The sequence below is a fragment of the Vibrio sp. 10N.286.45.E10 genome, from assembly GCF_002874195.2.
GTDB lineage: Bacteria > Pseudomonadota > Gammaproteobacteria > Enterobacterales > Vibrionaceae > Vibrio > Vibrio crassostreae.
Genome location: NZ_MCWD02000002.1, coordinates 626,751 through 646,623, shown reverse-complemented (window position 1 = coordinate 646,623; position 19,873 = coordinate 626,751). Strand labels below are relative to the sequence as shown.

21 protein-coding genes are annotated in these 19,873 nt (G+C 44.0%); 12 read left to right on the top strand and 9 right to left on the bottom strand.

Going from position 1 to position 19,873, the window contains the following annotated elements; translation table 11 throughout:
- Nucleotides 1–35: 35 nt before the first annotated feature.
- On the bottom strand, nucleotides 36–692 hold the full coding sequence (locus BCU34_RS15980) for an NAD(P)H-dependent oxidoreductase (RefSeq protein ID WP_102432119.1): 657 nt from the start codon (nucleotides 690–692) through the stop codon (nucleotides 36–38).
- Between the two features lie 291 nt (nucleotides 693–983).
- On the bottom strand, nucleotides 984–1,850 hold the full coding sequence (locus BCU34_RS15975) for a glycerol kinase (RefSeq protein ID WP_102432118.1): 867 nt from the start codon (nucleotides 1,848–1,850) through the stop codon (nucleotides 984–986).
- A gap of 576 nt (nucleotides 1,851–2,426) precedes the next feature.
- On the opposite strand from BCU34_RS15975, the gene BCU34_RS15970 reads away from it, so the two are divergent.
- From BCU34_RS15970 to BCU34_RS15960, 3 genes are all read left to right on the top strand, one after another.
- Nucleotides 2,427–4,319 (top strand): PTS mannitol transporter subunit IICBA, encoded by a 1,893-nt coding sequence (locus BCU34_RS15970; protein ID WP_102432117.1) that lies wholly within the window; start codon nucleotides 2,427–2,429, stop codon nucleotides 4,317–4,319.
- Between the two features lie 185 nt (nucleotides 4,320–4,504).
- Nucleotides 4,505–5,653: a mannitol-1-phosphate 5-dehydrogenase gene (locus BCU34_RS15965; RefSeq protein ID WP_102432116.1), complete on the top strand. Its 1,149-nt coding sequence runs from the start codon at nucleotides 4,505–4,507 to the stop codon at nucleotides 5,651–5,653.
- Nucleotides 5,654–5,703: 50 nt separating this feature from the next.
- Nucleotides 5,704–6,240, top strand: coding sequence for an MltR family transcriptional regulator (locus BCU34_RS15960; RefSeq protein WP_196303849.1), 537 nt, complete (start codon nucleotides 5,704–5,706; stop codon nucleotides 6,238–6,240).
- Nucleotides 6,241–6,538: 298 nt separating this feature from the next.
- Here BCU34_RS15960 and nagB read toward each other — a convergent pair whose 3' ends face one another.
- Complete coding sequence (nagB, locus tag BCU34_RS15955; protein ID WP_102480391.1) at nucleotides 6,539–7,339, bottom strand: glucosamine-6-phosphate deaminase; 801 nt, start codon at nucleotides 7,337–7,339, stop codon at nucleotides 6,539–6,541.
- Between the two features lie 580 nt (nucleotides 7,340–7,919).
- Nucleotides 7,920–8,273 carry a DUF413 domain-containing protein gene (locus BCU34_RS15950; RefSeq protein WP_019819999.1) on the bottom strand — a complete coding sequence of 118 codons (354 nt, stop codon included), beginning with the start codon at nucleotides 8,271–8,273 and terminating at the stop codon, nucleotides 7,920–7,922.
- Nucleotides 8,274–8,427: 154 nt separating this feature from the next.
- Between BCU34_RS15950 and BCU34_RS15945 the strand changes: the two genes are divergently transcribed.
- Nucleotides 8,428–9,318, top strand: a complete 891-nt coding sequence (locus BCU34_RS15945; protein WP_029405267.1) for a LysR family transcriptional regulator — start codon at nucleotides 8,428–8,430, stop codon at nucleotides 9,316–9,318.
- Nucleotides 9,319–9,511: 193 nt separating this feature from the next.
- Here BCU34_RS15945 and BCU34_RS15940 read toward each other — a convergent pair whose 3' ends face one another.
- Nucleotides 9,512–9,715, bottom strand: coding sequence for a hypothetical protein (locus BCU34_RS15940; RefSeq protein ID WP_048660610.1), 204 nt, complete (start codon nucleotides 9,713–9,715; stop codon nucleotides 9,512–9,514).
- Between the two features lie 236 nt (nucleotides 9,716–9,951).
- On the opposite strand from BCU34_RS15940, the gene BCU34_RS15935 reads away from it, so the two are divergent.
- The 3 genes from BCU34_RS15935 (at nucleotide 9,952) to BCU34_RS15925 (ending at nucleotide 12,431) form a co-directional block, all read left to right on the top strand.
- On the top strand, nucleotides 9,952–11,328 hold the full coding sequence (locus BCU34_RS15935; RefSeq protein ID WP_102480396.1) for an AlkA N-terminal domain-containing protein: 1,377 nt from the start codon (nucleotides 9,952–9,954) through the stop codon (nucleotides 11,326–11,328).
- 62 nt (nucleotides 11,329–11,390) lie between these two features.
- The gene (locus BCU34_RS15930) at nucleotides 11,391–11,873 is read left to right on the top strand and encodes a methylated-DNA--[protein]-cysteine S-methyltransferase (protein WP_102480400.1); all 483 of its coding nucleotides are present in this window, start codon (nucleotides 11,391–11,393) and stop codon (nucleotides 11,871–11,873) included.
- 171 nt (nucleotides 11,874–12,044) lie between these two features.
- Entirely contained in the window at nucleotides 12,045–12,431 is a 387-nt protein-coding gene (locus BCU34_RS15925; RefSeq protein WP_102480404.1) for a hypothetical protein, read from the top strand.
- Here the strand turns inward: BCU34_RS15925 and nhaD are convergent.
- Nucleotides 12,428–13,867 carry a sodium:proton antiporter NhaD gene (gene nhaD, locus BCU34_RS15920; protein ID WP_102480414.1) on the bottom strand — a complete coding sequence of 480 codons (1,440 nt, stop codon included), beginning with the start codon at nucleotides 13,865–13,867 and terminating at the stop codon, nucleotides 12,428–12,430. The genes BCU34_RS15925 and nhaD overlap by 4 nt on opposite strands.
- Before the next feature lie 261 nt (nucleotides 13,868–14,128).
- A complete protein-coding gene (locus tag BCU34_RS15915; protein WP_165887213.1) occupies nucleotides 14,129–14,305 on the bottom strand; it encodes a hypothetical protein in 177 nt (58 codons plus the stop codon).
- Between the two features lie 525 nt (nucleotides 14,306–14,830).
- Here BCU34_RS15915 and BCU34_RS15910 point away from each other — a divergent pair.
- From BCU34_RS15910 to BCU34_RS15895, 4 genes are all read left to right on the top strand, one after another.
- Nucleotides 14,831–15,568 (top strand): nucleoside recognition domain-containing protein, encoded by a 738-nt coding sequence (locus BCU34_RS15910; RefSeq protein ID WP_048610036.1) that lies wholly within the window; start codon nucleotides 14,831–14,833, stop codon nucleotides 15,566–15,568.
- The gene (locus tag BCU34_RS15905) at nucleotides 15,568–16,035 is read left to right on the top strand and encodes a YjiG family protein (RefSeq protein WP_004737023.1); all 468 of its coding nucleotides are present in this window, start codon (nucleotides 15,568–15,570) and stop codon (nucleotides 16,033–16,035) included. Before BCU34_RS15910 ends, BCU34_RS15905 begins: the two co-directional genes overlap by 1 nt.
- 619 nt (nucleotides 16,036–16,654) lie before the next feature.
- Nucleotides 16,655–17,041 (top strand): MAPEG family protein, encoded by a 387-nt coding sequence (locus tag BCU34_RS15900; RefSeq protein ID WP_048660615.1) that lies wholly within the window; start codon nucleotides 16,655–16,657, stop codon nucleotides 17,039–17,041.
- 8 nt (nucleotides 17,042–17,049) lie between these two features.
- Complete coding sequence (locus BCU34_RS15895; protein WP_060980902.1) at nucleotides 17,050–17,574, top strand: hypothetical protein; 525 nt, start codon at nucleotides 17,050–17,052, stop codon at nucleotides 17,572–17,574.
- Between the two features lie 42 nt (nucleotides 17,575–17,616).
- Here the strand turns inward: BCU34_RS15895 and BCU34_RS15890 are convergent, their stop codons facing one another.
- Together BCU34_RS15890 and BCU34_RS15885 are read right to left on the bottom strand one after the other, a co-directional pair.
- Nucleotides 17,617–18,252 carry an START domain-containing protein gene (locus BCU34_RS15890; protein WP_048663921.1) on the bottom strand — a complete coding sequence of 212 codons (636 nt, stop codon included), beginning with the start codon at nucleotides 18,250–18,252 and terminating at the stop codon, nucleotides 17,617–17,619.
- Nucleotides 18,253–18,440: 188 nt separating this feature from the next.
- The gene (locus BCU34_RS15885; RefSeq protein ID WP_048610296.1) at nucleotides 18,441–18,917 is read right to left on the bottom strand and encodes a YHS domain-containing (seleno)protein; all 477 of its coding nucleotides are present in this window, start codon (nucleotides 18,915–18,917) and stop codon (nucleotides 18,441–18,443) included.
- Nucleotides 18,918–19,027: 110 nt separating this feature from the next.
- On the opposite strand from BCU34_RS15885, the gene BCU34_RS15880 reads away from it, so the two are divergent.
- Nucleotides 19,028–19,852: an AraC family transcriptional regulator gene (locus BCU34_RS15880; protein ID WP_048663918.1), complete on the top strand. Its 825-nt coding sequence runs from the start codon at nucleotides 19,028–19,030 to the stop codon at nucleotides 19,850–19,852.
- The last annotated feature ends 21 nt before the right edge of the window (nucleotides 19,853–19,873 follow it).

Below are 19,873 nucleotides of genomic sequence, written 5' to 3'. Positions count from 1 at the left end.
ATTACAGCGTTGTGCCTATTATAGCGCGGTAACTGTTATAGCGTGGTAACGACTTCATCAAGAGCTAGACGCGCTTTTGGTTTACCGTGGTTGTAGTCTTCGCCGTCTTTGTGGTAGCCGATAGCCAGTGCAACATCAACAACGTGGCCTTCTAGTTCGTCAGAAAACTCTTCGCCGATCATAGCTGCGTCTACACCTTCCATCGGTGTTGAAGCGATGCCAAGACGAGCTAGCGTGTGCAGTATGTTACCTAGTGCGATGTACACTTGAGACTTAGTCCAGCTTCCGTTGAAACCAGTCTCGTCTGTGTTCATTTCTGCAAATGCGTAAGCACCTAAGAATTGCTCGTACATTTCAGCTGGTAGGTGACCAGAGCTTACTTCTGTATCTGCACGCTTCGCGAATTTCTCTTTAGTGTACTTAGGATCGTGAGCAAACAGGATCGTGTGTGACGCTTCTTTCGCATGTGGTTGGTTAAACTGGAACATGTTTTCGAAAGTATTGTGGAAGCGTTGTTTTGCTGCGTCACTCTCAATGATGATGAATTTCCAAGGCTGAGAGTTGATAGAAGAAGCTGACAAGCGAAGTGCTTCTTTGATTACTTCCATGTCTTCCGCAGAGATGCGTTTTTCTGCATCGTATTTTTTAGCTGTGTAACGAGTGTTTAGATCAGTAATGATTGGATGAGTCATGTTGAATCCTAATATCTATCAATAATAAATGTTGTAGGGTTTTATGTTCAGTCACGTCAACAATAAACGGATAACCAATTTAAACGAATCTCAATAGATTGAACGTCTAAATAGTTATCGAACATGCCCCAATAAATCGAGTATCTGCGGTAGCTCAAGTCGATGGGTGTAAGATAATAGAAGAATGACTCGGGAAAAATAGCGAACATATCAAATCACTATGGATAATAATGTCCACAATGATTCGATAAGTGTGATCTTAATTGCGGTGGAATCTCAAGATTCAGTAGCTTAGTACGCCTTGATACCATATTGGCGCAATAATGGCGGAAGTACGCTGTCTAGGTTGGGGATATCTTCTGGCGTGATTTCGATTAAACCAAAACCATGCTCTTCATAGATTTTTCTCGTAGCTTCACGTTTATCTTCGGCGATTGGCGCAGAATCGGTTCCCCAGAACTGGATGTACACTTTGCCACTTGGTAGATAAAAATCGCTGATCACTTCTTTTGATATTGGCAGCGGACGCTCGTACGCATGAACCACTCCTGCCATATAAAGCCAGTTATCGATGATCAGCTCTCCCTTTGAACGTACATAATGCCCATCCAAGCTTCGGTGCTTCGCCTCAAATTTCTGACGAAAACTGGAGAATGACACATCGGTCGAGTGGCTTTCAGCATCATGCCCCAGGAATTCAACGACAGACTGCTTTAAACGTTTATTGCGAACCAGTGAGTCGTGCCATACCACGAATAAATTTTGAGTCGCTTTATCTTCTCTTTGTTCACCACCGGCTTTTAAGCCTGTAGAGGTGACATGCCAACCGTCTTCTTCTTTCTTTATCCACCCAAGTTCATTGAGCAATAAGTTGATCTTCTTGGCGCTGAGATCAAAGGCGTGACCTAATTGCGTCGCGGTTAATGTTTTGCCAGAGAATGACTCTAAGTCGATAAGCAGTTTCTCTGGCCACACAATAAAGACACCAAATTTTTTGTGTTCTACATACTCCCCCCCAAAGCTTTCTCCTCGCTCGGTCAGCACCCAGCGGTCTTCTGAACGTACGATATAGCCAGCCGTTTTTAGGTCACTAAATAGAGTTTTAGCTTCTATGCCTTTTTGTTTAGCGAGTGCCGATGTGGAGATCTTGTCTGACATAGTCTTCTCTTAAGTCGTCATTTGACTACTGGATAATGTGGGGTCGGAATTACACAGGAACTGATTACTAGAATAACACATCTACTTTACGCAATTCCGCTTCCTCATTGTTCATGTATTTTGAGCTTTTGGGGGAAGGGTTCTCTAAAAAAGCATCAAGAAAGTCCTTTATTACATTCTGTAATTAAATTACATGATGATGGGTTTAATTCATCTGAGTGCATAGAAAACACACTTGGAATGGCGTTCCTTCATACATGGTTTATAGTTTTTAAGATGCACCTTTCATTAAGTGTGATCTTGATCTCTAATTATTTTTGACTGTAGAGTTAATTAGTGTGATCTATATCTCTCATGAATTAGAATTATTCTCATTAATTTTACTTTGTAATTTAGATTCATGACATTTTTGTGATCTAAAGCGTTGCTGTTAACCCCAAAGTGTTTTTTATGCGTGATGTTTGTCACGAAAGTTGGGCTAGGGTGCATTTTGGAAATGTTGTGATACATTTTAATCAACTTTTGAGCACACACTTTCGGTCATTTGACCAACCAATACACTACGGGGTTCTACCTATGTTATCACCAGAAGCGAAGATCAAGGTTCAAAACTTTGGTCGTTTCTTATCCAATATGGTAATGCCAAACATCGGCGCATTTATTGCGTGGGGTTTCATTACTGCACTATTTATCCCAACAGGTTGGTGGCCTAACGAAACGTTAGCATCAATGGTTGGTCCTATGATTACATACCTACTGCCACTATTGATTGGTTACACCGGTGGTAAAATGGTTGGTGGTGACCGCGGTGCGGTAGTCGGCGCTATCACAACAATGGGTGTTATCGTTGGTACTGATATCCCAATGTTCATGGGTGCAATGATTGTAGGTCCACTAGGTGGTATCGCAATCAAGAAATTCGATGAAGCTGTTCACGGCAAAGTGAAGAGTGGTTTCGAAATGCTAGTGAACAACTTCTCCGCTGGTATCATCGGCATGATCTGCGCGATCATCGCGTTCATCGTGATTGGCCCTGCAGTTAAAGTTCTATCTTCTGGGTTAGCGGCTGGCGTTAACGTAATGGTTGAAGCGGGTGCACTACCTCTAGCATCTATCTTTGTTGAACCGGCGAAAATCCTATTCCTAAATAACGCAATCAATCACGGTATCTTCTCTCCACTAGGTATTCAGCAATCTGAAGAGATCGGCCGTTCAATCTTCTTCCTAATCGAAGCGAACCCAGGTCCAGGTCTAGGTCTACTACTTGCTTACATGGTGTTTGGTAAAGGTAGCGCAAAGCAATCTGCTGCTGGTGCATCTATCATCCACTTCTTAGGTGGTATCCACGAAATTTACTTCCCTTACGTTCTAATGAACCCACGTCTAATCCTTGCGGTAATCGCAGGTGGTATGGCTGGTGTATTCACTAACGTAGTGTTCGACTCTGGTCTTATCTCTCCAGCATCACCAGGTTCTATCTTTGCAATCTTACTGATGACGCCAAAAGGCTCTTACATTGGTGTTGTTCTTTCTGTTATCGCTGCAACAGCAGTATCTTTCGTAGTCGCTTCAATTCTACTTAAGACTTCAGCTCAAGATGACGAAGAAGATTCTCTAGAAAAAGCTTCTGCACAAATGAAAGGCATGAAAGCGTCTTCAAAAGGTGCAGCATCAGAAGCAAACGTAAACCTAGCGGATGTAAAAGCAGTTTATGTAGCGTGTGATGCGGGTATGGGTTCAAGTGCTATGGGTGCGGGTCTACTACGTAAGAAAGTAGCAACGGTTGGTCTAGATATTGAAGTAACCAACTACGCCATCAACAACCTACCGGCTGATTCGCAAATTGTTATTACGCATAAAGACCTAACAGACCGTGCTCGCAAAACCATTCCTGGTGCAATGCACATGTCTCTTAACAACTTCTTAGACGGCGCAGTATACGACAACCTAGTAGCAGAACTGGTTGAAGCACAAAGTGGTGAAGCGAAGGTAGAAGCTCCGGTTCCTGCAGCGGCTCCAGCACAAGACGGCAGCAAGCTTGCACTTACTAACGATAGCATTTTCCTTGGCCTTAAAGCGACTCAAAAAGAAGACGTAATCAAGTTTGCTGGCGACCAATTAGTAAAACTTGGCAATGTATCTCCAGAGTACGTAGATGGCATGTTTGCTCGTGAAGAGCTTGTATCTACTTACCTTGGCGAGTCTATCGCAGTACCACACGGCACAATCGAAGCTAAGCAATACGTACAAAAAACCGGCATCGTATTCTGTCAGTACCCTGAAGGTATTCAGTGGGGCGAAGATGAAGACGATATCGCGAAGATGGTTATCGGTATTGCCGCACAAGGCGATGAGCACAACATGGTGCTGATGGCTATCACCAATTCACTTGATGATGAAGACGCTGTGGAATGCCTACAGAACACAACAAACCCTGCTGATGTTCTACGTATTCTCAACGGAAACTAAAAAGCTCTAGTCAAGCTCCTTAAGTGAAGGAGGCCGGTATCCCCCTACTGGCCTCATTTTCGGTCTAAATCTGTCTTAACAAGATTCAGTCTGAATAGCTTACTGCTTAATGCTTAGGGCACATCGTCAAGGCATGTTGTTGAGCAGTTAGCTATCTAGATTCAAATATTTATAAGGTCAAAATTATGAAAGCGTTACATTTTGGTGCAGGTAATATCGGTCGTGGCTTCATCGGTAAACTTCTTTCTGACGCTGGTATGAAGGTTACTTTTGCTGACGTAAATGAAACGGTTGTTAATGCGTTAATTGAACGCCAAGAATACCCAGTGAAGATTGTTGGTGAAGAGTGTGTTGTTGAAATCGTTAAGAACGTGACGGCAGTAAACTCAGCAACAAGCGCTGTGGTAGATAGCCTTGCTGAGTCTGACATTGTGACCACTGCGGTTGGTCCAACGGTTCTTAAAATTATCTCTAAGTCTATTGCTCAAGGCATTGAAAAGCGTGCAGCGGCAAACAACACCGCGCCAATGAACATCATCGCAGCAGAGAACATGGTTCGTGGTACTAGCCAGCTTAAAGCTGCGGTTTTAGAGCACCTTTCTGACGAAATGAAAGCGTTCACTGAAGCGCATATTGGCTTTGTTGATTCAGCGGTTGACCGTATCGTACCACCAGCAGAAGCAGGCGAAACAGACCCACTAGCAGTAACAGTTGAAACGTTCAGCGAGTGGATCGTAGACCAAACACAATTCAAAGGTGATATTCCAAACATCCCTGGTATGGAATGCACTGATAACCTAATGGCTTTCGTTGAGCGTAAACTGTTCACATTAAATACAGGCCACCTAGTAACAGCATACCTGGGTGTACTTGCTGGTCACGAGACAATTAAAGATGCTATTGAAGACCAATCGATCTACTCTGAAGTAAAAGCAACAATGGAAGAGAGTGGTGAAGTTCTGATCAAGCGTTACGGCTTTGATCGAGATGCACATGCCGCTTACATTTTGAAAATTCTTGGCCGTTTTGCAAACCCATTCCTGCGTGATGAAGTAGACCGCGTGGGCCGTCAGCCTATTCGTAAACTGAGCCCACAAGACCGCTTAGTTAAGCCATTGAACGGTACATTAGAGTACGATCTTCCGAACGCTCACTTAGTAAAAGCGATTGCTGCAGCATTCCTTTACAAGAATGAAGACGACCCACAAGCGGTTGAACTTCAAGCAATGTTCGCAGAAAAAGGTTTTGCTGAGACATTAGCGCATTATTCTGAGCTGAATATCGATTCAGAAGTTGTTAAACTAGCGGAACAAGCTTATCTAGCATTGAAATGATAAATCATCAAAGTGCCACCCCGGTGGCACTTTCTTATTGCCGAGCCGTTATGCCAATACAAACTAGCCATGAAACTGAATTACTTGAAGCCCTATCAGAAGCTGAGAGTGCTGGCGCCTGCCTAATGGCTGCTTACGATGCATTGGATGACACGGTAGATGCCGTATTAAAGAATATCTTTAAGAAAGATGACACTGCAATTAAGTTCGTTGTAGAACCTCTTCTTAACAGCGGTGGCCCGTTAGGCGAGATTATGATTCGCGCTAAGCTGCTATTAGGGCTTGGTGTCATCAGTAAAGAGCTTTATGACGATTTAGAGGTTTTCGTTACCTTGAAAGAGTGGGCGAAAATACAGGGTGACGACACCAGTTTCACAGAAGTCGACATTATATTTGAGCTTAATAAGGTACACGCGATTCAGCGTATTATGCCAATCGAATATGATGTGGAGATGGTGGAGACCATGTCTGGTCCAATGCTTGAAATGTTTTTGGGGCGACATAATCAAAAAGTGAAGTCGACGATCGTTTTAGCTATCACTGACATTATCACTACCTTGTGCCGAGATAACGCGCTGAGTTCTTAGCTTTAGTTTATAGTCTTGCTTATCTTGTTTTGCATCCTACATATCTTGTAGCTGTTCGTTCGTTTCAATCCAAAATTTAAAATGATGGCGGTTTCTCTAGTTTGAGAAATCGCTTTTTTGTATTCACTCCAGCCCTCCTATTTCTTCCGAGCTAAGCATGACACAAATTGACGATTCTTATGTCGATTACAATCTGCACGTTTTGTTTTAATCGTTGGATAGTCTTGTACCTTGACTGCGAAATTCAGGTACAAAAAAAGCCACATAATGTGGCTTTTTGTCTCAACAAAACCTGAGATTATAGGTCTTGGATGTTTGCAGCTTCTAGCTCTTGGAAGTAGCGTAGAGTCTTAACTTTTAGCTCTTGTTGAGCAGGCTCATCAGCAACGATGATAGCTTTACGGTGCATCTGTAGAGCTGTAACAGTCCACATGTGGTTTACAGAACCTTCGATAGCCATTTGAAGTGCTTGAGCTTTGTTGTGGCCTAGAGAAAGGATCATTACTTCTTCTGAATCTAGAAGAGTAGCAACACCGATAGTTAGTGCGTATTTAGGAACTTGGTTGATGTCGCCATCGAAGAAACGAGAGTTCGCGATACGAGTGTCTTCAGTTAACGTTTTGATACGAGTGCGTGAAGATAGAGAAGAACCTGGTTCGTTGAATGCGATGTGACCGTCGATGCCTACGCCGCCCATGAACAGGTTGATTTTGCCGTATGAACGGATTTTCTCTTCGTATGCTGCACAGTGAGCATCGATGTCTTCAGCTTGACCGTCTAGCAGGTTGATGTTTTCTGCTTGGATATCAACGTGGTTGAAGAAGTTCTCGTGCATGAATGTGCGGTAAGACTCTGGGTGGTTAGGGTCGATACCAACGTACTCATCCATGTTGAATGTTACAACGTGCTTGAAGCTAACTTCGCCAGCTTTGTAAAGTTCAATTAGCTCAGCATAAGTAGTTAGAGGTGTGCTACCAGTAGGAAGACCTAGTACAAATGGACGCTCAGCAGTTGGAGCGAATTTGTTGATCGAATCTGCGATATGACGAGCAGCCCATTTACCTACTTTTGCTTTGTTGCTTAATGGAATAAGTCTCATTGATTTTGCCCCTAGAAATAAAATTTTATAGTGTTCTGAAACATTAATTCGCATTATAAAATAAGTTATCAGGTTCCGCTATTGTTTTAGGTCAATTTTTTGCCTTTTTCGTTGTATCTGTGACTAGAACTCTCAAAATTGCACAATAATTGTATGGATATTTGGTGGCGTTAAACAAGATTAATACGCTTGTCATATACAGGAATGTTGATTTGATTCAGTGCCTGAAAGGGTCTGTGCGTTTCTGCAGATTTATAAGCTTTGGCGTATTAAAGAGCTGCTGCGTACTCACTGGCTTTGAGAGTATAGTTGAGGCGTGAAAAATAATGATGGCAATGTGCCACTATCGTGATAAAAGGAAGTTGTTGAGCGAGGTTCGAAGAATTTAGTCGGGTTAGACACACTTAGGGTGACTAGAATAGATGTTGATTCACGCTATCGCTATGAATTATCTATAAATATTGGTAAATCCGAACAGGTTAGCTAAACTTACCAACTAAGAAGAAAAAGCGAGCTTGAAGTGTAAACATTGAAGGAAAAAAAAGCCCAAAGTGATGAGGTATCACCTTGAGCGATTTTACTAATCTTCTAACACTAACTCACTTTCGTATTCTTCCCTAGGCACTTCGCCGCGTTTGCAGCCGTTTAGGGTATGAAAGCGACGGCGTCCACGAGCTAGTTGAATGTACTTCAACCAAACACGCTCTAACTTGGACTTTGCCTTATGAGGGTGAGACAACACTTTAATGAAGTGTTTTTCTTCTGCATTGATTGGTGCTAGTTCACCAGTTTCAAGTGCAAGCATAGTGTCACCAAACAAGGTTAGGATTTCCTCTTCTGACAGAGTAAAATCACCCGACTTAGCGAACCCTCGTGGGAATTTAATGGTGTCATAAAAACGTTTTTTTCCGTGACGGAATTCGGTCTCAGACATATCAGCCTCAGTAATGTGGTTAGATAGAAATTAGTGTTTATTGCTCACGCGAAAATATTGTTAAAAGGCTAAAATAGGAAACAAAACGTTTTTGCCTTTACGATAAACAATCCTAGATCGGCTAGTTAGCAGATTTATTACAGAGATGTATTTGATGGATGTGAAAGTATTTAGAACCTTTCTTGAGGTTGCAAGGGTGCGCCATTTTGGGCGTGCAGCTGAAAACTTGTATTTAACGCAAGCGGCGGTGAGTGCGCGAATCAAGCAGCTTGAAGGCTATTTTGATACTCAACTCTTCATTCGTGACCGCAATAACATCAAACTCACATCTTCCGGTGAACGTTTGATTGGTTATGCTGAAGTGATGGTTTCCACCTTACAACAAGCGAAATTTGAGCTGTCGTTAGAGAGTGGTAAAGCCTTGCAGTTAACGCTGGGCGGCACGCCGAATATTTGGGATGCGTATCTGCAAAACTGTTTAAGTGTTGTGACCGACTCTTTTGGTGGTTATGGCTTTATGGCAGAGGTGATGGGGCGCGAGCAACTGAACCGTAATTTGTTAGAACGAACCTTAGATATGGCTTTCGCGTTCGATCAGATCAAAGCGGAAGAGCTGAACTGTAAAAAAGTCGCTGATTTGGTTTTGGTGTTGGTATCAACGCAGCAAGATGACCTGGAATCTGTATTCCAACATAAGTATGTGTATGTGGATTGGGGAACGCGTTTTGGTTCTGAACACGCAGAACGTCACCCTAAAGTGCCAGCGCCGTATCTTCGTACCTCTACGGCTCGTATCGCCCTTGATTTCATTTTAGAGAAAGGTGGTAGTGCATATCTTCCGGTATCTCTAGTTGAACCTTTTATCGATTCGGGTCAGCTGCACAAGGTGAAAGGGGTGGAAGACTGGTATCGCCCAATTTATCTGAGTTACCGCAAGAGCAGCACCTCGGTGGATGCGATCATGCAGGTTGAGAAATTGGTTAATGAGATTGACCCATCGACCGCTTACACGCTGCAACAAGCCGCTGAACAAGCTCCTGAGTAACGGCATTTGCTATAACCAATATGCTTTGTTGTTTAGGTTAAATAAAAAATGGCTCCTAATTAGTTAGGAGCCATTTTTGTTTTAAACCAGAGATGTACTTCTTTTCGGAACTAGAGATCGTTTCTCATTCCAATAAAATCGTTTAAGCCTGGTATATCTAGCCCTATTTTAAGGCTCTATAGTGTTAACACACTTATAGGTTCATTAGATTCTCAATAGACTCTTCGAGAGAGTGTGACATGTACGAATGGATTGTGTGGCCATCCGTTGCGTCAATCTCAATCTTAGAAATCCCGTTATCTGCTTTGTTTTCAAGAAAGCAAAGAGATTGCTCGACTGATTGACTGGTGAGAACCTGTTGGTTTGATAAAACAATACGACATGTGTGTAGAACCATAGCCTTTTCCTTTTTATATTCGATAGGTCTCTGCATCTTGGCGTGCTAAGTACCGATCGTTGACGTTGTGAGAAGAATTTCTTCTCAAGATTAAATTTAGTCGAATTGAATAAAAAGAAAACCCTTTTTTGTGATTTATCTAACCTTCAGTTCCGAAAGTGGCTAGCGACTATGGTGGTTCACGGTAAACTTTTAGTTATCGGATCGAAAGCGATGGCAAATGGGAAGAGTACAGCATGTCGAAAAATATCAATCACAACAGCACCTTAACGAACGAGCAGTGTCATCTGGCTCGATATGCGCGAGATGCTCGCTTTGATGGAATGTTTTTCACAGCGGTGAAAACGACAGGGATATTTTGTCGCCCGATTTGCCCAGCAACGCCACCTAAAGAGGAAAACGTCGAATACTTTTCCCATCAAGCTCAGGCGCTAAAGGCTGGGTATCGCCCTTGTTTACGTTGTCGACCAGACAGCGCACCTTTTTCTCCAGCTTGGAAGGGCGTCGAAACCACTTTCTTACGTGCGATGCAGTTGATTGATAATGGCGCGCTGAATTCAGGATCTATCGTCGATCTTGCGACCCGTTTAGGCATTTCCGATCGTTACTTACGAACCTTATTCGACAATTACATCGGTGTGTCACCCAAGCAATATAGCCTTTATAGCCAGTTGATGTTTGCTAAGCAGTTGCTGCATACCAGTAGCATGAGCATTACCGATGTAGGTTTTGCGAGTGGCTTTAATAGCACACGTCGTTTCAATGATGCCTTTCAAAAAGAACTGCAGCTTTCGCCAAGTCAAATTCGGCGGGCAAAGCTAAGTGATAGTGTGAGTAATCATATTCAGCTTGGTTTTCACGGTCCTTTGGATTGGAAGCACCTGTTAGCTTTCTATCGACGAAGAATGATTGAAGGCTTAGAAGAGGTAGGTGAGGACTATTACCAGCGAACGGTAAATGTGAACGGGTCGAAGGGCTGGTTCCAGGCGACTCTGGCTAAAGATAACCGCTTGGATATTGAATTTGAGTTGGACGATATAAGCCATTTAAGAAGCTTGATTGCGAATATTCGACGTATGTTCGATCTTGATGTCGATATTGCAAAGGTCGAGGCCTTCTTTGAGACTATCGATCCTAACTTGGTGGCCAAGAGTGGTATCCGTATTCCTGGCGTATGGAATCCTTGGGAAGCAGGAGTGAGAGCGATCCTCGGGCAGCAAGTCTCGGTAACCGCAGCGATTGGCCAGCTCAACTTATTGGTTAAAGAGCTTTCTGATGCATCCGAGAAAGCGTATTTCCCAACGCCTAAGCAAATAGCGGAGGCCGATGTTAGCTTTTTAAGAATGCCGGGAAGCCGCAAAGAGACCCTAAAGCGTTTTGCCGAATACATGGTCGACAATGAAACTGAGCATCCTTCTAAATGGATTGAGCTAAAAGGCATTGGGCCTTGGACAATTCAATACGCGCTGCTTCGCGGGTTAAGCGAGCCTAACCACTTGTTGGTTGGTGATTTGGTAGTGAAGAAGTTTATTGAGCATCGACCTGCCATTAATACAGAGAGTGTTTCACCTTGGGGGAGCTACGCCACGTTCCATTGCTGGAATCAGTCTTAATAGAAGCAACCCGCGAACATGAGCAATCCACAAACATTTTCAGTACCACGCTAGGAGATATTATGGCTAACCGTTTTACATATTATGAGAGCCCATTGGGAACCGTAACTTTACAGGCGAACAATGAGGGCTTGCTCGGCCTTTGGTTTGAAACGCATACCACTAAGCCTGAACAGTTAGGCGTTCAAGATGATAGCTTTCCAATCTTTGTAGTGGCGATCGAGCAGCTTAATCGCTATTTCTCAGGCGAAGCTATCCAATTTTCTGTGCCGATCGCAGCCAAAGGCACTCCATTTCAGCAGTCGGTTTGGCAGGCGCTGACTACCATTCCTTATGGAGAGACTTGGAGCTATGCACAACTGGCTGATGCGATAGGTAATCCGAAAGCCGTTCGTGCTGTTGGCTTAGCGAATGGCAAAAATCCGGTTTCTGTGATTGTGCCGTGTCACCGTGTGATTGGCAAAAATGGCAAGCTGACGGGTTATGCGGGTGGTTTAGAACGCAAGCAGCGCTTATTGGTGATAGAGGGCAGAGAGCAAGACTAGTAAGCGATTTGGCAACGAGCCTGTCGTGATGCTGGCTGAGGCTTACGTAGCACTCAAGGACAAAGGCTAATAGTTCTTAAAATGTGACTTTGCATTAAAATCAACGCTTTCTGGAAAATATCTATTTGGTTGCATATTCTTTGACTATGTTCTCTAGGCAAGGATGCCCAAATGAATAGATTTCCCTTATTAATATCTGGCTGCAGCTGCGCATTATTGCTGACAGGTTGCTTAACTGATACCAGCCGACCTTTCGAGGTCCCACATCTTGTTATGTTTAAAGGCGTGTACGAGAACGCTGACAATGACAGCTATTTGTATTTCGAGTCGGGACAAGTGATTTATCAAACAACGGATAATTCCGTGACTCGAACCTATCGTGTTGAAGGTGATTTGCTCAACATTAAGTTGAATTCAGCGAATAGCCGAGAAGATTCTGGATTGGTGATGCGAATACAACATGAAGGCGCGGTGCTAACCTGTAATCAGTGCCCAGCGATGCAGTTAAGCAACGTCTGGACACGTGTTGAACAACCTTTGAAAGGATCATCGAATTAGAAAAGCCCGCCATTTAGCCATAAGTGAGCAGCGATACTGACGGCATAGCCAATCATGATCACTGGCATCCATTTCAAGTGGCCAAAGAAGGTGTATTTGCCATGCGCTGCCCCCATTAATGCTACTCCAGCTGCACTACCAATAGATAATAAGCTACCACCAACCCCAGCGGTTAAGGTGATCAGTAGCCAGTTGCCCATCGACATTTGTGGCTCCATGGATAACACGGCAAACATTACCGGAATGTTGTCAACAATCGCAGATAGAATCCCGACCATAATGTTGGCCCAAATTGGATCCCATTGGCTATACATCACACCAGACGCGAGTTCCAAGTAACCAAGCAAGCTTAAGCCACCGACACACATCACCACGCCGTAGAAGAACAGCAAGGTGTCCCATTCGGCATGCGACACTCTTCGAAATACATCAAAGGGCACGACTGAACCGAGTCGTTTCAATGCTCCCTCATCATTATTGGCAATCGCCACTGCCTTTTTCTTCGCTAGTGAATTCGGTAAGGTCTTACGCAAGAAATACCCAAAGAACTGTAGATACGCCAGTCCCATCATCATGCCCATCACTGGTGGGAAGTGGAGCACGGCATGGAAAGCAACCGCAGTCGCGATGGTCATGATGAACAAGAACACGATGCGTCTAGCACCGCGTTTTAATTCAACGTGTTGATGAACCGTATCGGGTTGGGTTGTTGGTACAAAGTAAGACATGATCAATGCGGGGACGAGGTAATTCATTACCGAAGGAATAAATAAGGGAATGAACTCACTGAAACTCACATAGCCAGCCTGCCATACCATTAGCGTTGTGATATCACCGAAGGGACTGAACGCGCCGCCAGCATTGGCGGCGATCACGATATTCACACAGGCTAGGTTAACGAATTTAGGGTTAGAACCTGCGACCTTAAGAACTACTGCACACATCAATAGAGCTGTCGTGAGGTTGTCGGCGATAGGTGAGATAAAGAAGGCCAGAATACCGGTTAACCAGAACAGAGAGCGGAAATTAAAGCCTTTGCCCACCATCCACGCTTGCAGTGCATCAAACAGTCTTCTCTCTTCCATGGCGCTGATGTAGGTCATGGCGACGAGTAGGAAAAGTAACAGCTCGGCGTATTCGAGTAAGTTGTGTTCGAGCGCTTGCTTAGCGACTTCAACAAGGTTGTGTTCTTGGTAGGTAAAACCAATGATTATCCAGATCAGCCCAGCCGCAAGTAACACCGGCTTGGATTTTCGGAGTTTTAGGTACTCTTCCATCATCACCACGATGTAGGCGACAACGAAAATGGTCAGTGATAGGTAGCCAGCAAATGAGCTGGTGAGCTTGAGTGGTTCTCCCAACTGAGAAGTGGCAGCACCTGCTACCGTAGAAAAGAGTAACAAAGAGAGAACAGCAGAACACTGGATACCTAACATGGATTACGCTCCGAAGTTAATAAGTTATTAACAAGGGTAAAAGCGTAGACCTAAATAACCATGTTCAGTGTGATAGATATCTTAATAATTCAATAGATTATAGTGAAAGCAATAGACTGTGATGTGAACGAAATGCGGTCTTAAATGCTCAAACTACTGTCTTGCATCCTAAAGACTAAAGACTAAAGACTAAAGACTAAAGACTAAAGAAAAAGCCCTACCGGACTCAGTGCCGATAGAGCTTATTCGAAATTGCCAATACTATGCAGCATCGAGATCAAACGTCAGTGTTTGTTCTGCAGCACATACTTCAACAGGCCAGCCATAGGATTGGTATTCAAGCGCAAGTTTGTCCGCTACTACGCGAGATACCGTTGCAGTGATCCACATGCCTTTGCCCATTACTTGATATTTAAGCGTTCTCATTTCCATAGTCATCACCGTTCTCCTTTTATATTGGCAGCGCGAAGTCTATAGCACCTCTGAGGGCTGAAATTTCGAATCAAGCTCAAATGCTTTATAAAATGGCTCACTGTTTGAGCCTGGCTCAAAACTCAATCAACTAAGGGTAAATGGTTGTATTTTGGAAGCGAAGTCACCATTTAAGTGTCTGTATTATAATTGAATTAAAATTTAACAGAAAAGCAATGTAAGAGATCTCTTACAACATTACCAGAGATTGCACTAGGTGAAAAATTTTCACTAGAAGCCAGATTTTGTGGCGATTGTGTGCGTTTTTAGTTGCGCTGTTGAAGCAAGATTTGTTTAGTTTTGTATGTGAAATATTCTAATTTATTTAGCGTATGGTCCTGCTTTTAAATCCAAATCACAGTTTTATATGTTGCTGTGTTTCTTTTATTCAAACCGATACGCTATTTGATTTTGGTCATTAACCTTTCGCTCATTAGTTTGCACTATCTATACGTGTTCTGTTCCACATAAACGAGATGTATAGAGGTCCTTATGACTAATCCAACCAAAACCGATCGTAAAGTCACGATCGGCAGCTATATCGCACTCGCTTTCGCGATTGTGTTCTTTTCAGGCTTAATGCAGTCCAATGAATGGTATGGAGTGTTCGATTTTACAACGCTCAACGGCTCCTTCGGTAAGGTCGCTTACGATGTGAGTGAAACGGCCGATGGTATTCAAGCAGCAACGACGTCACTGCGTGGTAAAGGCGGTAGTGGTGCTCGTGACGGTTTCATTTTTGCTTTGACACTTATTCCGACCGTGATGTTTGCACTAGGTATGATCAACGTACTTGAGCATTACGGAGCATTGGATGCAGCTCGTAAACTGCTGACACCTCTGCTTCGCCCTCTGATGGGTATTCCGGGTAACTCAGGCTTGGCACTGATCGCTTCTTTGCAAAGTACCGATGCGGGTGCAGCGATGACACGTCAACTGAAAGACGAAGGGCACCTAACCAAGCGCGAAACCGATGTATTCACTATGTTCCAATTCACGGCGGGTGCGGCGATCGTTAACTTCTTCTCGTCGGGTGCGGTGTTGTTCACTCTAACCGCGATGGATGGCTCTTTAGCGGTGACATCGTCAATTGGTTTGGCTGTAGCTGTGATGTTTATCTTTAAGTTTGTCGGTGCGAACCTGTTTCGTATCTACCTGAATATTACTGAAGGCAAAGAAGACAAACCAAAATCAGACAAAGAACAAAAACTGGAAGAGGAAGTAGCATAATGAGCGAAGTTAAAGCAAAGAAACCAATGGTTACTGATATTTTCGTTGAAGGTGCTAAGAAAGGCTGGGTTATTGCGACTACTTCTACAGTACCGAATGTTCTGATGGCGTTTGTGATCATCAAGGCATTGCAGATTACGGGCGCGTTGGATCTGATGGGCAGCGTATTTGCTCCAATCATGGCGGTATTTGGTTTACCTGGCGAAGCGGCAGCGGTATTGATCGGTGCGTGGATGTCGATGGGTGGCGCAGTGGGCGTGGTTATTACGCTGTTTGACCAAGGCATTTTGAACGGCAATCATATCGCTATTTTGGCGCCAGCTATCTACTTGATGGGTTCTCAAGTGCAATACATGGGTCGTATCATGGGACCAATTGGTACTGAAGGTCGCTACATCCCGGTGATGATCGCGATTTCGGTATTGAATGCCTTTGGTGCAATGTTCCTGATGAACATTATTTTGTAACGTAACTTTTAACGGCTAGCTACTAATCGCTTTTCGGCGTTGTAAAAAAGGAAACCCCGTTTGACTTTCACCAAACGGGGTCTATTCTTTTCGTAGCCATCCTGCTACTGCGCGTTACTTATCTTTCAATAGGTAACTAGTGCTCCCTGCATCGTTCCTTGACGTGGCTAAATCCTTTAACCTATCCAATTCATCGCCTTCCTAGCGGTGTCCTTGCAAACTCATCATCCTGATAAGCGACTCTATCCTAGAGCATAACTTCCTTGCTGATAACTCATCCTAAGCCATCAAATCTTCATCCTGAAGATACCTAATCCGTTAGGCTTTTTCCTGTTCCTGCCAACTTCCTGTCGACATGTGTATTAAACACTGCAGAGGCTTTACTCACAATCCACCTCAAGCAGATAATCTGCAGGTTTATCCAAAGAAAACTGTGCGGACTCATACAAAACAAGGGCTTGGGTTTGTAATCTAGGATTTTTCTGCGAAGCTTGATTGTAATCTCTTACGTTTTTTGTGAGAGATCTCTTACACGTGCGCGGGCGTGAATGCTCATTATTTTATGAATACAGATACTATGAGGTAGCCCGCCGAATAAACTAACCAGTAGGAAATGATAATGGTTACAGCGTTATATGCTGCGTTGCTCACTTTGGTTATGCTATGGCTTTCCATTGAAGTGATTAAGCAAAGAAGAAAGAATCAAGTGGCACACGCAGATGGTGGTATTGAATCGTTACAAGTGGCTCGTTCCGCTCAAAGTAATGCTATGGATTATATTCCGATTACAGTGATACTGATGGCGTTGCTAGAGTTCAACGGTGCTAATGTGTGGCTGATCCATGTTATTGGTATTGCTTTTGTTATTGGGCGTATTGTTCATGGAAAAAGTATTCTTGCTCGCAGTCTAAAGGGAAGAAAGCAAGGCATGTATTTGACCTTTGCCAGCATGGTATCTTTAGTTGTCCTAAACTTAGCTTACTTACCTTTTGATAAAATGTTCTAGGAAGCATTATGGCGTTGCGCCTTCCACCTGCTTGGGCGATTGTCCTCGCAGGCTTGATACTCAACATCATGGCGATTGTCATGTCGAGCTTGGTGCTCGATAAAATTGAAGCTGAGAAAGCGGAATATAACGATCGAAAATTCGGCAATGTGTACTCAATACAGCTTGCTTGGAATACGATCGAAACCCTAGAGCGCAAGCGCGAAGCGATTCTGATTCACCTTGATAAACCAGAAACGGTGCAGCCTACCACTGTTCTTGATGAAGCACTGCGCGGGCAACTTAGGCGTTGGGTGAGTAGCGAAGTGCCAAATATCTCTTTGGCTAACTTGCCGAAACTGATGATGCTGATAAACAGTGCTCAAGAATCGCAACGAACTCGAATTGATGACTACTATTTGGATAACCTGACCTTAGTTGAATTAATCCAAAGGCTTGATGAGAAAATGGCTTTCTATAAGAATATTGCCCTGTTTCTTCAGGTGTTTGGTTTGGCGCTTATCTTAGCTCGTGACCTCGCTAGAAGACCTTAGTCTTTACCTTTATTTCCTCTATTTACTTGTCTACTTTTACCGTTAGCGAGACTCACTTGGCAGGTTAGGATGCTGTTGGCCTTGGTACTTTGGTAACTGTTCTTTCAGTCCCTTAAACGTGCTCAGTGCACTGCCTATCGATAACTTGTTCATCAACCAATTCGGTAAGATGCCACCTGCGTTCGCATAAGCGGTGTAGGTGATGTAGGTATTGCCATTAGTCAGCGGTTGCAGTGTCCAAAGTGCGTCCACATCATAGATTCGAATGTACCCCGACTCTTTCGCCAAATAGTTCGACGCATCCTTTATCGACAAGACAAATTGCCCATCCTCGATACTGTATTTTGAGTAAGTCACCATGTCTCTATCTCTGGCAGGCCAAGGTGCTTTGAATTGGGTATAGACGATGTTTTCATCTTCAGATATCTGCATCAACACACGGCTTTGCGACACATTATCTATCCAGTTTGGCACGTTCTCGCTGTCTTCAAGCAACAACAAAAAACCGGAGTAAGTGGTGGGCGTTTGCATTTGCGCTCGTATTTCGACCAAGCCTTCACGGTGTGGCCTTTTATCAATCATGATGCCATCTTCACTTTTGACGAACTGCCATGGGTTGGCATAACTCAGTGTCGATAGGGCGCAGAGGCCGAGTACCAAAATCCTAGGTAATGTCATTATTCTTCCATAAAAAGAAAAGCTTATCTGCTAGGAGTATAGAATAAAATGGGCTTGGTAGGTGTTACCTATCGCTTTGGGTTCACCTCTTTTGGAAAAATCACAATGAAAACGGAAGCGTTCGGCCGCTTCCGTTTTATTCTTGGGTAATGGATAAGTGCTGTAGGCGAGAACTTAGAACTTAGAACCTAGAGCTTATAGGCTTCTACGGTTTTGATGGTTGTCCAGTTGCTGTTAGCGTCTTGGATGAACTCTTGTGTGTTCTCCAGCCAGCGTTTTTGAACCGATTTGTCTAAGTTCAGATACAACTTCCCATCTTCCACCTTCCAAGCGAGAGGGTCGGTTTCAAACTTCTTACCCATCGCTACCCCAAACGCGCAGTAACCGCCATATTGAGGGGCATAGGCTTCTGGATTGGCTCGAAATTCATCTCTGTTTTCACTGCTCGCAAAGTTATAGATCGCATTCTTGTAGGTCGCTGTGAACTCTGATGTGCCTTTTACTGGGCCTTCATTGGCAAAGTAAGCGACAGGGTCATAACCTTTAATCGCGAGATCATTGCTGTCGACACTCATATCAAGGTCTGCTGCCATTAACGAAAAGCTGGTGCCTAGTAACGCGGCCAATAGAGTGATTTTTTGACTGGTCGATTTCATGTGTGACATATCAAGTTCCTTGTCAGTGTTGGTTATCTTGTTTGAAATAATTTAGCCCACTCGTCCGGTCTATAGAGGGACAAAAGAACTAAAAACTAAGCGAATCGTTCGGAGGATGCATGGATCTGCTTTCACAATTAATGGAACACTTCTCGATACGCACTGGCGTTTTCTATTCAGGAAACCTGTGTGGAGTATCGTCATTTAACGCGCAACAAGGTAAAGAGGGGCATCTTCATGTATTGAGCGCAGGGGAGTTGAGCTTGTCTAGTGCTCACACGGAACACCGGCATTTGTCGCAGCCTTGCATTGTTTATCTGCCGAATAGCACACCACATGCGATTGAAGGTGTGGGAGACGGTGCGGAGGTCGTGTGTGCGAACGTGGAGTATCGTTCAGGACAGATGAATCCTTTATTGTCGGCTCTGCCTGACGTAATAGTGATTCCGTTTGAGGATGCGCCTAACTTAATGCCAGTGATTGAGGTGTTATCTAATGAATCGAGCCAAGAATCGTCGGGGCAGCAGTACTTAATGGATAAGTTGAGTGATGCCTTGATGGCTTTGATTTTCCGTCATCTCATTGAACAACAGAAAATTGATAGCGGCGTTTTCTCGGCTCTTGCTCACCCGCGATTGGCTTCGGTGGTCACGGCTATTCATCGATTACCTGCTCGTCATTATTCGATCGCCGAAATGGCGTCACTGGCCGCGATGTCTCGCACTCAGTTTATTGAAGCGTTTAAGCGAGAAGTGGGTGAAACGCCGGGAGACTATGTGCAAAAGTGGCGAGTCTCTGTGGCTCAATCTTTGTTATTGCAAAATAAGCCGATCAATTGGGTTGCTGATGAAGTGGGTTACAATAGCTACTCAGGATTCTCACGTGCTTTTCAACATGTTGCCGGAGTGTCGCCGCGTCTTTGGCTGAAGCAAAATGTGTCGTGAAACGCCGGGCAACCCAACGCG